Below are 12,748 nucleotides of genomic sequence, written 5' to 3'. Positions count from 1 at the left end.
CGTTTGGACCGTGGATGAGCTCACCGAACGCGCCATCGCTCTGCTGCGCCGCGACGGTCGCGCCTCCTTCAGCGATCTGGCCCGCCGCCTCGGCACGACGCGCGCCAACGTGACGCGCCGCATCGGGCCGCTGCTCGAGGACGGGTCGCTGCGGATCGTGGCAGCGGTGCATCCGCGCCTGCTCGGACTGGATGTCCTCGCCCACCTGATGGTGCGCGCCGAGGGCGACGTCAGCGCACTCGCGAAGCGGATCGCGCAGATCGACTCGACCGTCTTCATCTCGGAGATCACCGGCGTGATGCAGATCGTCGCGGAGCTGCATCTGACCACGCTCACCGAGCTGCAGAGCGCGGTGCGCGAGGTACGCGCTCTCCCGGGTGTCACGGAGGTCGCCGTGATGCTGTACGAGCGGATGCTGCGCAGCTTCTTCCTCGGCGAGGAGCCCCGGCTGATCCCGCACTCGCTCGACGAGGCGGATCTGCAGATCATGGAGCTGCTGCAGGCGGACGGCCGCCTCGGCTACGCCGAGATGAGCACGCAGGTCGGGCTCTCGATCAGCGGGTGCCGCATCCGGGTCGCTCGGCTCATCGAATCCGGCGCCATGCAGATCGGCGCCATCCTGCAGCGCGAGGAGGCGGATGCCGAGGGCCTCGCCTTCGGCTTCGGCATCGTGCTGCACGGCGACGACGCCCCCGCCCTCGAGGTGCTGCTGGCCGAGCCGACGCTCGAATTCCTCGCCTCCGGCGTCGGGCGCTACGACATGGTCGCGACCATCACGTTCCACACCCTCGCCGAGTTCAGCGACCTGCTGGCCCGCCTGCGCACCAGTCCGGGCGTCCGGCATGTCGACGAGTGGATGCATGCCCGCATCCACCAGGAGCGCTATCAGAACAGCCTCCATCGGATTCGAGCCGCCCGCGAGACCGCCGTCGCGTGAGCGACGCGATTCCAGGAGCTGTCGTCAGCCTCCGGGGTACAGGTCGGTGCGCCGGTCCGCGAAGGCATCACTCAGCCCGGCCAGCTTCTTGGTGCGACTGTCGAGCAGGTCGACGTCGGCGACGAGCGTCGTGACCTCGGACGATGTGTAGTCGGCCATGGCGAGCGGCCAGCCGTCGGCATCCACGATGAGGGATCCGGACGTCCAGTCGACGCCTCGCTCGGTTCCGACACGGTCGCAGACGGCGATCGCGACGCGGTTGATGGATGCGTCCGCCTGCACGCGGATCACCTCTCCCGGCCGCTCGCCGTCGGGCCGTGGGAGGTCCGGCCAGTTCCCGGGAGCGACGATGAGGTCCGCGCCCGCGAGGGCGGGGATCCGGACCCACTCGGGGAACTCGAGCTCGTAGCAGATCAGCGGCGCGATCCGCCCGTGCAGCGTCTCCACGACCGGCGGTGCCGCGTCGCCGGCGGTGAAGACCAGGCGCTCGCGGTCCCACAGATGCGTCTTGCGGTGCACGACGGCGGGCTTCTGCGGAACGAGCACGGCGGCGCTGTTGTACACCCGGCCGTCGTCGCCGAGTTCGCAGAACCCACCCACGACGACGACGTCGAGCTCGTCTGCGAGCCGGCGCCACGCGGTCACCGACGGACCGTCCACGGGCTCGGCCAGGCTGCGCGCCTCGTCGGCGTCGGCGAAGACATACCCGGTGGTCATGAGCTCCGGCAGCACGATGATGCGCGCGCCGCGGGCCGCCGCATCCCGGACAGCCTCGACGGAACGCGCGACGTTGCCGTCGACGTCGCCGAAGACGGGTGCGAGCTGGCAGCAGGCGATCCGGGTCATGGTTCCACTCCTGTTCGATGATGCCCTCTTCGACCGCGCAACGGAAAGCGGCACCGCTTGTACCGCGCCACGACCACCTGTCGTCGGGCCCCTGAGCCGGGGATCCCGAGACCCGCCGTATGGATTTCGTTTAGAAGTTTCACGATTTCCTGAAATCGGCGTACGCTCTCGCCCATGAGCGAAGTCATCCGCACGAGCGGACTCACGAAGCACTACGGCGCCGTGCACGCCCTCGACGGCCTAGACCTCACCGTCGAGGAGGGGCAGGTCCACGGCTTCCTCGGCCCCAACGGGGCGGGCAAGACGACCACCATCCGCATCCTCCTCGGCCTCGCTCGCAAGACGGCGGGCGACGTGAGCGTCCTCGGCGAGGAGCCGTGGCACAATGCGGCGGCCCTGCACACGCGCATCGCGTACGTTCCCGGCGATGTCAGCGTCTGGCCGAACCTCTCCGGCGGCGAGGCGATCGACTTCCTCGCGCGTCTGCGCGGGGCGAAGACGAAGGATGCCGCCTACCGGTCCGAGCGGGAACGCCTCATGAGCGTCTTCCAGTTCGACCCGCGCAAGAAGGGCCGCGCGTACTCGAAGGGCAACCGGCAGAAGGTCGCCCTGATCGCCGCGCTCGCCGTTCCGGCGGACCTCTACATCCTCGACGAGCCGACGAGCGGCCTCGATCCGCTGATGGAGGTCGTGTTCCGCGACGAGGTCGAGCTGCTGCGCAGCGCCGGCGCCACCATCCTGCTGTCGAGCCACATCCTGTCCGAGGTCGAGCTGCTGTGCGATCGCGTCAGCATCATCCGGGCCGGCACCGTCGTGGAGACGGGCACGCTCGCGGATCTGCGGCACCTCACGCGCACGCAGGTCTCCTTCGAGGCGACGGATGTCTCGGCCCTCGCCGGCATCCCGCAGGCGCACGACGGCTCGGTGGCGGAGGGCCGCGCGCGCTTCACCGTGGACAGCGACGAGGTCACGGGCGTGCTGCCGCTGCTCGCGCAGCACAACGTGGCGGGGCTCCGCATCGAGCCGCCGTCGCTCGAGGAGCTGTTCCTGCGGCATTACGGCGACGACGTCGCAGCGCTGCGGCGCGCCGAAGACAACGGCGACACGCGTGCATCGCGGCGGGCCGCCGCCCGGGAGTCCTGATGGGCGCCCTGCTCCGACAGCGGCTGCGGCGGGACTGGCTTCAGCTTCTGCTGTGGATCCTCGCCATCGTGCTCCTGGCATTCTCGGGCTATGCGGGCGTCACGCAGTCCTACGGCACCCACGCCGACCGCGTCGAGGTGCTCGCGGCGGTCATGGCCAACCCGGTCATCATGATGTTCCGCGGCCTGCCGTCGGGCGCATCCGAGGGCCAGTTCATGGCGTTCGAGATCCTGCCCTGGCTGACGATGCTCGCGGCGCTCATGAGCACCTTCCTGGCGGTGCGCCACACGCGCGGCGACGAGGAGGCCGGGCGCTCCGAGCTGGTGGCCGCCACTCCCACGGGCCGCACGCGGCCGACGGTGGCGACGATCATCCATGGCGCGGGGGCCAACGTGGTGCTCGGCGTGCTCGTCACTCTCGCCCTCATCGCATCCAAGGTCGACGCCCAGGGCTCGGTCGTCATGGGCGTCGTCACCGGGACCACAGGCATCGCCTTCCTCGGCATCGGGCTCATGGCGGCGCAGCTCATGCGCACGTCACGGGGAGCGAACTCGCTCACGGTGTGGATCCTCGTCGCGACGTTCCTCATCAACGGCATCGGCAACGCCGCCGGGACACCCAGCAACGACCTGACCCGCATCACGAGCTCGTGGCTCGTCTGGCTCTCGCCGTTCGGGTGGGCGGAGCAGGCACGGCCGTACGACACGAACGACTACCGGCCGGCGCTGCTCGGTCTCGTCTTCGGCCTCGTGCTCGCCATCGCGGCGACCGCTCTCCAGTCGATCCGCGACATGGGCGCAGGCTTCATCCCGGAGCGGCGCGGACGCGCCCACGCGCGCCCGGCACTGGGGACGCCGCACGCGCTGGTCTGGCGGCTGACATCCGGGTCGATCATCGGATGGGCGATCGGCGGCGCACTGACCGGCATCCTCGCCACGACCCTCAGCGGGCTCGCGGGGCAGATCTCGGGCCAGAATCCTGCGGTGGAGCAGATCCTGAACAAGATCGCCAAGGCGGGCTCGCTCGACGAGACCGTGGTGACGGTCTTCTTCACGATGCTCGGCATCCTCGCCGCCTGTGCGGCCGTGCAGACCATCGCACGCGCGCGGCAGGAGGAGGCCCACGGCACCGCCGAGAACGTGCTCGCCCGTCCCGTCGACCGGGTGCGATGGCTCGCCGACTACCTGCTTGTCGCGCTGTTCGCCATCCTGATCATCGTCGCCGCCGCGGTGGCGACGGGGTGGCTCGGGCTCGCCGGACACCCGAAGTCGGACCTGTTCAAGGTCGTCGCGATCGTCGGGCTCGGGCAGGGTGTCGCCGCGCTCGTCTTCGCGGTGCTCGCGGCGGTCGTGTTCGTCCTCCTGCCGCGGGCGACGATCCCCGTGGCGTGGGGGCTGGTGTTCCTCGCCACGGTGTTCGGGCTCTTCGGCCCGCTGTTCGGCCTTCCCGAGTGGACGACGAAGTTCTCGCCGTTCGCCGTGTCGCCGATCGTGTCCAACGGGAACGTGGACATCCAGGGCCTCTGGTGGCTCATCCTGATCATCGCGGCGGGGGCCGCGGCATCCCTCCTGCTCATGCGGCGGCGCGAGCTCGCGAGCGACGGCTAGCGTGGAGCCGGGGGACAGCATGGAGCACCGGGGCATCGAGCCGGCCGAACAGGCCGCGACCGTCATGACGGCGGCGGGCATGCCACGCATGCCCGCCCGGGTCATGATGGCGCTCATCGCCGCGCCCGAGGGGGGCTACACCGCGGCCGAGCTGTCCGACCGCCTCGGCATCAGCGCCGGCGCTGTCTCCGGCGCGGTGCGCTACCTGCTGACCACCCACTTCATCCTCCGCCGGTCGGTGCCCGGCGATCGGCGCGACCGGTACGACCTCGCGGCGGACACGTGGCACACGGTGCTCATGAGCAACACGCCCGTGTACGAGCGGATGGCCGACTACATCGAGCGGATCGGCGCGTCGGCGGCCGATGACCCCGCCATCACGACCCGCTCCTCCGAGATGGCGGCGTTCCTGCGCTTCATGGCGAAGCGCCTCCCCGAGATCGTCTCCGAGTGGGAGGAGCAGCGCGCGGCCGACGCTCAGCTCGAGGCGTAACCCAAGCCGTCGAGATCGAGCGGGCCTACCGCATCCAGCCGGAGCAGCTGCTGGACGCAGACACCGTGCAGCCACGACTTGTACTCGGGCAGCGGCCACGACGCATCCGTCACGAGCGTCGTGTACGAGTCATGGCTGTGCAGCGTGAACAGGATGTCGCCTGCCCGTGCCGCATCGACGTCCTCGCGGAGGGCGCCCATGCGGGCCAGGCGGTCGACGACCTGCTGCATGCCGATGCGCCGGCCGCGCCCGACGCCCTCCCAGTACGACACCACGGTGGGGTCGCTCGACGCGGCGCGGATCGCGGGCCAGAGCGGCGCAGCGCGCGCGTAGATGTCCACACCGTTGGACAGGGCGATGGCGAGCGCGCGCCCGCCAGTGGGAGCGTTCATCACGCGGGCGATCCACGCACGCTGCATCACGGGATCCGGATCATGCTGCCCCGCGGATGCGTAGTCCATCGCGGCGCACAGCAGCGCACCCTTCGTGCCGAACGTGTAGTAGACGGTCTGGACCGCGACCCCGGCGTCCTGCGCGATGCGCTCCATCGTGGTCGCGGGATAGCCGGGGGCTGCGAACAGCGCCGCCGCCGCCTCGACGATGCGATGCCTCGTCCCGCGCGCCCTCTCGGCGCGCGAGGGTTTGCGCGCGACCGGGTCTTGACGTGCGGCGTTCACGGGTTCATTCTATTGATGACTTCACTAGTGACACCACTAGCGAACTGGGGAAAGGAGTCGCCATGCCCGTCTTCACCAACTCGGTCGTCATCAACGCCGCACCAGAGGTCGTCTTCGACTTCGCCGCGGATCCGCGGAACGAGCGCGAATGGAACGAGGACCTGGAATCGCTCGAGCTGATCACCGAGGGAGACCCCGGTGCGGGAACGTCCTACTTCGCGAAGTGGAAGAGCGCGCCCGAGCGAGTGCGGGTCGACACGGTGGAGTTCGATCGGCCGAACCGCATCGTCCGCCATAACGGCGGGACGCTCGAAGTGACGGTGACGTTCGCCGTGGAGCCGGCCGACGGTGGCACGCGCTTCACGTCGGTCTTCGACGCGACGCCGCACGGGGCGTTCAAGGTGCTCTTCCCGCTGTTCGCGAAGAAGTTCCAGAAGGATGCGGCGGCCCGGCTTCTGCTCGTGCGGGACGCGATCGAACGGAGGGCCGCCGGCGAGCGCGCAGACCGGTCCGTCGCCTGACGTCAGACGAGGCGCTGCAAGACGTCCAGGATCGGCACCTGGCCCTTGACGAGGCGCAGGCGCGCCGCATCCGTCGTCGCCCACTCCGCGCGGTCGACCTCGGGAAAGCTCTGCAGCTTGCCGGAACGGGGCGGCCATTCGAGCTCGAACTCGCCGAACTCGAACGGACCGGGGCCCCAGTCCGTGCCGTCCTGTGCGAACACGGCGAGCCGCTTGCCCGACGTGACCGTGAACGCTCCGAGGTCGAGCACGTGCGCGTCGGGAGGGGCGACCCCGAGCTCCTCTCGGAACTCGCGGGTCGCCGCATCCCACGCGTCTTCGGTCGCCGCGTCGTACTCGCCCTTCGGGATCGACCACGCGCCGGCGTCCTTGCGGGCCCAGAACGGCCCGCCCATGTGCGCGATGAACACCTCCAGCGCCGGCGCACGCCGGTACAGGAGGATGCCGGCGCTGGTGATCATCCGATCAGGGCCGCGACGGCGCCGTCACGGACGGGTCCGCGGCGAGACCTCGTCGGTCAGCTTCGGGTCGCGCACCACGACGTCGCCGAGCGCCTCGTCGATGGCCGACATGACGTCGCCGTCGAGGACGATTCCGGATGCGGCGACGTTCGAGGCGATCTGCTCCGGCCGCGAGGCGCCCACGAGGGCCGCCGCGACGTTCGGGTTCTGCAGCACCCACGCGATCGCGAGCTGCGGCATCGCGAGGCCGAGGTCCTCGGCGATCGGCTGCAGGCGTTGGACCGCGGTGAGGACCTCGTCCGTCATGAAGCGCTGGATGAAGGCCGCGCCGCTCTTCTCGTCGGTCGCGCGCGAGCCCTCGGGCAGCGGCTGGCCCGGCAGGTACTTGCCCGAGAGCACGCCCTGCGCGATGGGGGACCACACGATCTGCGAGAGGCCGAGCTCCTCACTCGTGGGGACGACCTTCTCCTCGATCACGCGCCACAGCATGGAGTACTGCGGCTGGTTCGAGATGAACGGGACCTTCAGCTCGCGTGCGAGCTCGGCGCCGGCGACCAGCTGGTCGGCCGTCCACTCCGAGACGCCGATGTAGAGCGCCTTGCCCTGGCGGACGATGTCGGCGAAGGCGAGGAAGGTCTCCTCGAGCGGGGTCTCGTAGTCGAAGCGGTGCGCCTGGTACAGGTCGACGTAATCCACGCCGAGCCGCTTCAGCGACCCGTCGATGCCCTCGAAGATGTGCTTGCGGCTGAGGCCGACGTCGTTCGCGCCCTTCGGTCCGATCGGCCAGTAGACCTTCGTGAAGATCTCCAGCGACTCCCGGCGCTGACCGGCGAGCGCCTTGCCGAGCACGACCTCGGCGGCGGTGTTGGCGTAGGTGTCGGCGGTGTCGAACGTCGTGATGCCGGCGTCGAGGGCCGCGTGCACGGTGGCGATCGCCGCGCTGTCGTCGACTTGGGACGCGTGCGTCACCCAGTTTCCGTACGTGATCTCCGAGACCTTCAGGCCGCTGTTTCCGAGGTAGCGATACTTCATGTCTCCACGCTAATGCGCCCGGGAGCGGGGTCGGGCCTCAGGCCCGATCGGCGGGCTCGGCCGCCGCATCGGAGGATGCGGCGTTCCAGGTCCCGCGGTGGACGACCTCGTCGAACGGGCGCCTGTCAAGCCGCTTGATGACGGTCAGCGGCTTGTCGGCGGGATAGCCGGCGGACAGCACATAGGCGAGGAATCGTCCCTCCGGGAAGCCGAGCACCCGCTTCGCCTGCTCCTGATCGGCGACCGCGGCATGACCGGTTCCGACGCCGAGGTCCGCGGCCGCGACCATCATGGCGTATGTCGCCTGACCCAGGTCGTAATGCAGCAGGGCCGCCTGCTGGGCGTCCTTCGGCTCGGGCGCGACGATCGCGATCGCCGCGGCGGCTCGCGCGACATGCCCCGCTCCTCGCCAGACCTTGGACAGCTCGCCCAGCTGCGCCCCGTCCGTCACGAGCACGAAATCCCAGGGCTGCCAATTGCCCGCAGACGGTGCGCGCCTTCCGGCCTCGAGGATCCTGTCGAGCGCGTCGTCGCTGACGGGCTGATCCGTGAACTGCCGGACATTGCGCCGTGATCTCATCGCGTCCCAGGTCTCCATGCGGACATCCTGCACCCTCGAACCGTGTCGACGACACCTCCCAGAGCGCGTTCCGGGCGCGGGCTCGGTCCTCAGGCGGGCTCCGCCTCCTGGGCGGCGGTCGTCACGATGGCCGCCCTGTCGCGGAACCCTTCCGCGCTCACCCGGTCGAGCTCGACGCTCTTGCGGATGGCCGCCGTGCGCTCGTACAGGCTGGGCTCGCCGTAGCTCGTCAGCACCTTCACGAGAACCGGCAGCAGCTCGATCATGAAGAACAGCCCCGCGATCAGCCAGTGCGCCCAGAGGATCGCCGGCTGCTTCTCGCCCAGCGTGCCCAGCGCCGTGATCTGGCTCAGCAGACCGACCGCGCCGGCGTTGCCCTGGGCCACCGCATCCGCTCTCGCGTTGTAGGCCGCGAGCGCAGCGTCGTACTGCCTCTGCGCGGCGGGGAGCTCGCTCTTGGCCGCGGCGCGGTTGGTCGACTCGGATGCCGTGGTCTGGCTCTTCTCGGCCGCGGTCGCCGCGCCGAGCTGCGAGTTCGCATCGCGCAGCTGGGCGGCGAGCGCGTCGTAGGTCTGCTGGGCCTGAGCGAGCTGAGCCTGGGCGGCCGACGAGCTCGCGCCCTGACCCTTCACTCCGGTGCAGCCCGGGACGGTGCCGACGCCCTGCCCGGTCAGTTCGCACTGGTAGAGCGCACGGGCCGCGTCGATGACCTTCTGCTGGGCAGCGAGCTTCGCGGTCAGGTCGTCGACCGTGCTCTGGGCGGCGGACTGGGATGCGGAGTTGCCCGATGTGCCCGCGACGATGCCGGTCTTGGCCTGCTGCTGGAGTGCCGAGACCCGCTGGGCGGCGGCATCCATCGCCTTCTTCTCCGGGCCTCGCTCCAGCGCGTTCTGGTCGGACTGCGCCTGCACGATGTTGGTCGAGGCGACCTCCCGGGCGATGTCGTTGTGGAAGACCTGCAGGACGACGGGCTCGGCGACCACGAATCCGATCAGCGCGGCCATCAGCACACGAGGGATGGCGAGGGCGATGAGCTTCGGGATGCTGCGGGTCGACGACATCGTCGACGTGAGGAAGCGGTCGAGGTTGAAGATCAGGAGCGCCCAGAGGAGGGCGAGCGGGATCGCGATCCAGAGCCACGCCTGCGCGCCGGTGGTCAGCGCGAACAGCATCGAGATCGCGGCGACGACCGCCGTGCCCAGCAGCACGAAGAACATCTGCACGAACTTGGGGGTCTCGCCCGGCACGCGGTCGAGGATCGCACCCTCCGCGCCGCCGAGGATCGCGAGGGTGCGCGCGGGCCGCAGCGGCATGCGCTCCCGCTTCTCGCGCGGCGGGCGCGGCGCGCGGGGCTCGGGATGCGGGGCAGCCTGCGGCTCGACCGCGATCGGCTCGACCGGCTCGGTGGCCTGCGTCGCGTCCGGCTCGAACTCCCTCAGGAACGCCCACTCATCTGCGTCCTCGCCGCTGCCGGGTTCGTCGAGTTCGAACGAGATCCGTCCCTGGGAGTCCATGCGGCCGGGGCGGTGCGCGGAGAACGACATCCCACCACGCTAGAGAAGCCCGCCTGGGCATCTCGTGGGCGTCCCCTGGACGCCGCCTATGGGCGACCGCCCCGGGGCCCCCGCTGTGCGCTCGGCGTCAGGCGGCGCCGATGTGCGAGGCGAGCTCCCGATCGAACGTCTCGGCCTCGTCGAGGTGCGGCGCGTGACCGGCGTCCGGCAGCGCGACCTCACGGTACGTGCCGCCGCTCGCCGCGTAGCGTTCGAGCACCGCGCGCGTCTGCGTGACCATCGGCTGAGGCGGCGCGACCTCGGCTCCCGGCCATCCCGGGATGACGCCGAGCAGGCCGAGCTGGTTGAGGTCGAAGAACGAGGCATCGGAGACGATCGCGTCCTTCTCGCCGCGGATCCAGAGGATCGGCGGCTTCACCTCCAGCTCGACGATCCCGGAGAGATTCAGGTGCTGGGGGGTCATGGTGTTGAGCACGCCCCTCGTTCCTGCGGCGAAGCCCGGCCACTTCTCCGAGACGGCCGCGTCGCCCGGGTAGTTGTCCACGCCCGTCTTCGTGGTGAGCATCGAGGCGACCCACGCGTCCTCGTACGCATCCTGCAGTTCGGGCTTGGCGACGTACGCCGTGCGGTATACCGTGCGCGGAGAGGTCTGGGCGTCGGCAGAGGTGTCCCCGGCCTCCAGCCGCGCGACGAAGTCCGGGTTGGCTCCGCCGCCGCCCGTGCCCGCTCCCTCGGCGTCGTTGCGCTCACCGTGGGGTCCATGAGTGCCGCCGAAGCCGTACGGCGAGACCGGCGACTCGAGGACGAGCGACAGCACGCGCTCCGGCTCATCGAGCGCAACCTGCAGCACGACTCCCCCGCCCATGCTCCAGCCCACCAGGTGCACGGCGTCGAGGTCGAGGGCGTCGAGCACAGCACGGACGTCGTCCGCGAAGTCACGGAGGCCTCGCGTCGCATCCACCGGCTTCGTCTCACTGTCGCCGAAGCCGCGCAGGTCGATCGCGAGCGCGCGGACCGCCGCGGGAAGTGCGAGCATCGTCGGCTGGTAGAAGAGCGACGACGAGACGTTGCCGTGCACGAACACGACCGTCGTGTCGGGCGCGGAGGGATCGGATGCCGGCCGCTCGAGGACGTTGGCCGTATAGCGGTCCGTCTCGATGCGGTAGACGGTGATGCCCTCGAACAGCTCCGTCATGTCGGCTCCTTCGGCTCGGGTTCAGCGGGATGCGGGTTCAGCGGGATGCGGCTTCAGCGGGATGCGGCTTCGGCCACGCGCTCGGCGCCGCGGTCCGCGAAGAGGATCGTGTAGTGGTTGACGTCGTCGACCTCGACGATCTCGAGCTGGGGAATCAGGTCGCGGAACGACTCGAGAACGCCGGGCGCGTAGATGGGCTCGGCATCCAGGAGACCGCGTGGAGCGCGCAGCACGGTGACGGGCATGCGCAGCCCGCGCAGGGCGTCGAGGTACCACTCCGGTCCGTACAGCTCGAGGGCGTCCTGCATCATGGCTGCGGCCACGGTGGAGGGCCGCAGGTGAGGCGGCTCGCCCTCCAGGTCGTACAGGGCGTACGCCTCGACCGCGGGCGTCATGTCCCGCGCGAACGACGGATGCGCGCGCCAGAAGTCGAGGTAGGCCTCCGGGTCGGAGAATTCCATGGCGAGCCGGGCGGCCGCCGGACCCAGCAGCACGCCGGGGTCGAGGTCGTCCACGCTCGTGGCGCCGGGCGGCAGCTCGAGCGGGAAGCCGCCGTCGACGAGCACGAGCCTGTCGACGAGGTCGGGCCTCTGGGCCGCGAGCATCACCACGGCGAAGGCACCCATCGAGTGCCCGATCACCGTCCTCCCTCCGCCTGCGTCGGCGTCGATCAGCTCGGCGAGGTCGGCTGCATGCCGGCGGAGTCCGTAGGGACCGGGCATCCTGTTGCTGCGTCCGCGGCCACGCAGATCCGGCGCGATGATCCGCTGATCCGGCAGGTGGGCCGCCACGGTGTCCCAGCAGCGTCCGTTCGCCGTGATCCCGTGTACGGCGAGCATGGCCGGTCCCCCGGACTCCGGACCGAAGGTCGTGACGGCGAGACTCATTTGGCGCTCCACCCGCCGTCCATCGTGTACGACGAACCGGTGACCGAGGACGCGGTGGGCCCGCAGAGCCAGAGAGCGAGGTCTGCGACCTCCTCGGGTTCCAGCAGGCGCTTGATCGCGGCTTCCACGAGCATGACCTTCTCGACGACGTCGGATTCGGGGATGCCGTGCACCCGCGCCTGATCGGCGATCTGCTTCTCCACGAGCGGCGTGCGCACGTAGCCGGGATTGATGCAGTTGCTGGTCACGCCGCGCGGCCCGCCCTCGAGCGCGGTGACCTTGGACAGGCCCTCCAGCGCGTGCTTGGCGGTCACATACGCCACCTTGTAGGGACTCGCGCGCAGGCCGTGCAGCGAGCTGATGTTGACGATGCGGCCCCAGCCGCGCTCGTACATTCCCGGCAGGACCGCTCGGGTGAGAAGGAACGGCGCGACGACCATGAGATCGAGCATGCGCCGGAAGACGGCCGGGTCGAACTCGACGATCGGGGCGACCGTCTGGATGCCGGCATTGTTCACCAGGATGTCGGCGTCGAACGACCGCTCCGCCAGAGCGTCGACATCGCTGAGGTCCAGTGTGACGTCCTCGCCACCGATCTCCGCGGCGACCCGGGCTGCCGAATCGGCGTCGCGGTCCACGACGACCACGTGCGCTCCCGCACGCGCGAGTGCGACCGCGCACGCGGCGCCGATGCCGCTTCCCCCACCCGTCACGAGTGCGGTACGGCCCTCCAACTCGGCCCCCACTGCGGTCCCCAGCCCCGTCGCCATGTCTGCACACTAATGCAGGGTCGGAGGCAGGGGCGATGTGCAAAGCTGCACATCCACCGCGCGTTCACGCGCACGTCCGCTCAGC

14 protein-coding genes are annotated in these 12,748 nt (G+C 70.2%); 5 read left to right on the top strand and 9 right to left on the bottom strand.

Annotated features, from left to right (window positions below; genetic code table 11):
• Positions 1–10 precede the first annotated feature (10 nt).
• Positions 11–937: an Lrp/AsnC family transcriptional regulator gene (locus SM116_RS03345; protein WP_320943049.1), complete on the top strand. Its 927-nt coding sequence runs from the start codon at positions 11–13 to the stop codon at positions 935–937.
• 24 nt (positions 938–961) lie between these two features.
• On the opposite strand, the gene SM116_RS03340 is transcribed toward SM116_RS03345, so the two are convergent.
• The gene (locus SM116_RS03340) at positions 962–1,783 is read right to left on the bottom strand and encodes a nitrilase-related carbon-nitrogen hydrolase (RefSeq protein ID WP_320943048.1); all 822 of its coding nucleotides are present in this window, start codon (positions 1,781–1,783) and stop codon (positions 962–964) included.
• A gap of 174 nt (positions 1,784–1,957) precedes the next feature.
• On the opposite strand from SM116_RS03340, the gene SM116_RS03335 reads away from it, so the two are divergent.
• The 3 genes from SM116_RS03335 to SM116_RS03325 are packed head-to-tail and all read left to right on the top strand — an operon-like array spanning position 1,958 to position 5,026.
• A complete protein-coding gene (locus SM116_RS03335) occupies positions 1,958–2,926 on the top strand; it encodes an ABC transporter ATP-binding protein (protein ID WP_320943047.1) in 969 nt (322 codons plus the stop codon).
• Positions 2,926–4,533, top strand: coding sequence for an ABC transporter permease (locus SM116_RS03330; RefSeq protein ID WP_320943046.1), 1,608 nt, complete (start codon positions 2,926–2,928; stop codon positions 4,531–4,533). Before SM116_RS03335 ends, SM116_RS03330 begins: the two co-directional genes overlap by 1 nt.
• A gap of 19 nt (positions 4,534–4,552) precedes the next feature.
• A complete protein-coding gene (locus tag SM116_RS03325; protein WP_320943045.1) occupies positions 4,553–5,026 on the top strand; it encodes a GbsR/MarR family transcriptional regulator in 474 nt (157 codons plus the stop codon).
• On the opposite strand, the gene SM116_RS03320 is transcribed toward SM116_RS03325, so the two are convergent.
• A complete protein-coding gene (locus SM116_RS03320) occupies positions 5,011–5,703 on the bottom strand; it encodes a TetR/AcrR family transcriptional regulator (protein WP_320943044.1) in 693 nt (230 codons plus the stop codon). The genes SM116_RS03325 and SM116_RS03320 overlap by 16 nt on opposite strands.
• A 62-nt stretch (positions 5,704–5,765) precedes the next feature.
• Between SM116_RS03320 and SM116_RS03315 the strand changes: the two genes are divergently transcribed.
• A complete protein-coding gene (locus SM116_RS03315; RefSeq protein WP_320943043.1) occupies positions 5,766–6,224 on the top strand; it encodes an SRPBCC family protein in 459 nt (152 codons plus the stop codon).
• Positions 6,225–6,226: 2 nt separating this feature from the next.
• Here the strand turns inward: SM116_RS03315 and SM116_RS03310 are convergent, their stop codons facing one another.
• The 7 genes from SM116_RS03310 to SM116_RS03280 all read right to left on the bottom strand — a co-directional run bounded on the left by SM116_RS03310 (position 6,227) and on the right by SM116_RS03280 (position 12,663).
• Positions 6,227–6,685, bottom strand: a complete 459-nt coding sequence (locus SM116_RS03310) for an NUDIX hydrolase (RefSeq protein WP_320943042.1) — start codon at positions 6,683–6,685, stop codon at positions 6,227–6,229.
• A 24-nt stretch (positions 6,686–6,709) separates the two neighbouring features.
• Positions 6,710–7,717, bottom strand: a complete 1,008-nt coding sequence (locus SM116_RS03305; protein WP_320943041.1) for an aldo/keto reductase family protein — start codon at positions 7,715–7,717, stop codon at positions 6,710–6,712.
• 37 nt (positions 7,718–7,754) lie between these two features.
• Entirely contained in the window at positions 7,755–8,315 is a 561-nt protein-coding gene (locus SM116_RS03300) for a nitroreductase family protein (RefSeq protein ID WP_320943040.1), read from the bottom strand.
• 71 nt (positions 8,316–8,386) lie between these two features.
• Positions 8,387–9,841, bottom strand: a complete 1,455-nt coding sequence (locus tag SM116_RS03295) for a DUF4407 domain-containing protein (protein WP_320943039.1) — start codon at positions 9,839–9,841, stop codon at positions 8,387–8,389.
• Positions 9,842–9,938: 97 nt separating this feature from the next.
• A complete protein-coding gene (locus SM116_RS03290; protein ID WP_320943038.1) occupies positions 9,939–11,006 on the bottom strand; it encodes an alpha/beta hydrolase in 1,068 nt (355 codons plus the stop codon).
• Between the two features lie 53 nt (positions 11,007–11,059).
• Positions 11,060–11,893 carry an alpha/beta fold hydrolase gene (locus tag SM116_RS03285; RefSeq protein ID WP_320943037.1) on the bottom strand — a complete coding sequence of 278 codons (834 nt, stop codon included), beginning with the start codon at positions 11,891–11,893 and terminating at the stop codon, positions 11,060–11,062.
• A complete protein-coding gene (locus SM116_RS03280) occupies positions 11,890–12,663 on the bottom strand; it encodes a 3-hydroxybutyrate dehydrogenase (RefSeq protein ID WP_320943036.1) in 774 nt (257 codons plus the stop codon). The genes SM116_RS03285 and SM116_RS03280 overlap by 4 nt, the downstream gene beginning before the upstream one ends.
• Between the last annotated feature and the right edge of the window lie 85 nt (positions 12,664–12,748).

The sequence above is a fragment of the Microbacterium rhizosphaerae genome (assembly GCF_034120055.1).
Classification (GTDB): Bacteria; Actinomycetota; Actinomycetes; order Actinomycetales; family Microbacteriaceae; genus Microbacterium; species Microbacterium rhizosphaerae.
The sequence above is the reverse complement of the archived record's forward strand: the minus strand, read 5'-3'. Positions and strand labels throughout refer to the sequence as shown.

Coding starts and splice junctions, on each gene's coding strand:
- SM116_RS03340 (WP_320943048.1), bottom strand. CDS start 1,783: ATGACCCGGATCGCCTGCTGCCAGCTCGCACCCGTCTTCGGCGACGTC.
- SM116_RS03335 (WP_320943047.1), top strand. CDS start 1,958: ATGAGCGAAGTCATCCGCACGAGCGGACTCACGAAGCACTACGGCGCC.
- SM116_RS03295 (WP_320943039.1), bottom strand. CDS start 9,841: ATGTCGTTCTCCGCGCACCGCCCCGGCCGCATGGACTCCCAGGGACGG.
- SM116_RS03290 (WP_320943038.1), bottom strand. CDS start 11,006: ATGACGGAGCTGTTCGAGGGCATCACCGTCTACCGCATCGAGACGGAC.
- SM116_RS03325 (WP_320943045.1), top strand. CDS start 4,553: ATGGAGCACCGGGGCATCGAGCCGGCCGAACAGGCCGCGACCGTCATG.
- SM116_RS03315 (WP_320943043.1), top strand. CDS start 5,766: ATGCCCGTCTTCACCAACTCGGTCGTCATCAACGCCGCACCAGAGGTC.
- SM116_RS03310 (WP_320943042.1), bottom strand. CDS start 6,685: ATGATCACCAGCGCCGGCATCCTCCTGTACCGGCGTGCGCCGGCGCTG.
- SM116_RS03300 (WP_320943040.1), bottom strand. CDS start 8,315: ATGGAGACCTGGGACGCGATGAGATCACGGCGCAATGTCCGGCAGTTC.
- SM116_RS03285 (WP_320943037.1), bottom strand. CDS start 11,893: ATGAGTCTCGCCGTCACGACCTTCGGTCCGGAGTCCGGGGGACCGGCC.
- SM116_RS03305 (WP_320943041.1), bottom strand. CDS start 7,717: ATGAAGTATCGCTACCTCGGAAACAGCGGCCTGAAGGTCTCGGAGATC.
- SM116_RS03330 (WP_320943046.1), top strand. CDS start 2,926: ATGGGCGCCCTGCTCCGACAGCGGCTGCGGCGGGACTGGCTTCAGCTT.
- SM116_RS03280 (WP_320943036.1), bottom strand. CDS start 12,663: ATGGCGACGGGGCTGGGGACCGCAGTGGGGGCCGAGTTGGAGGGCCGT.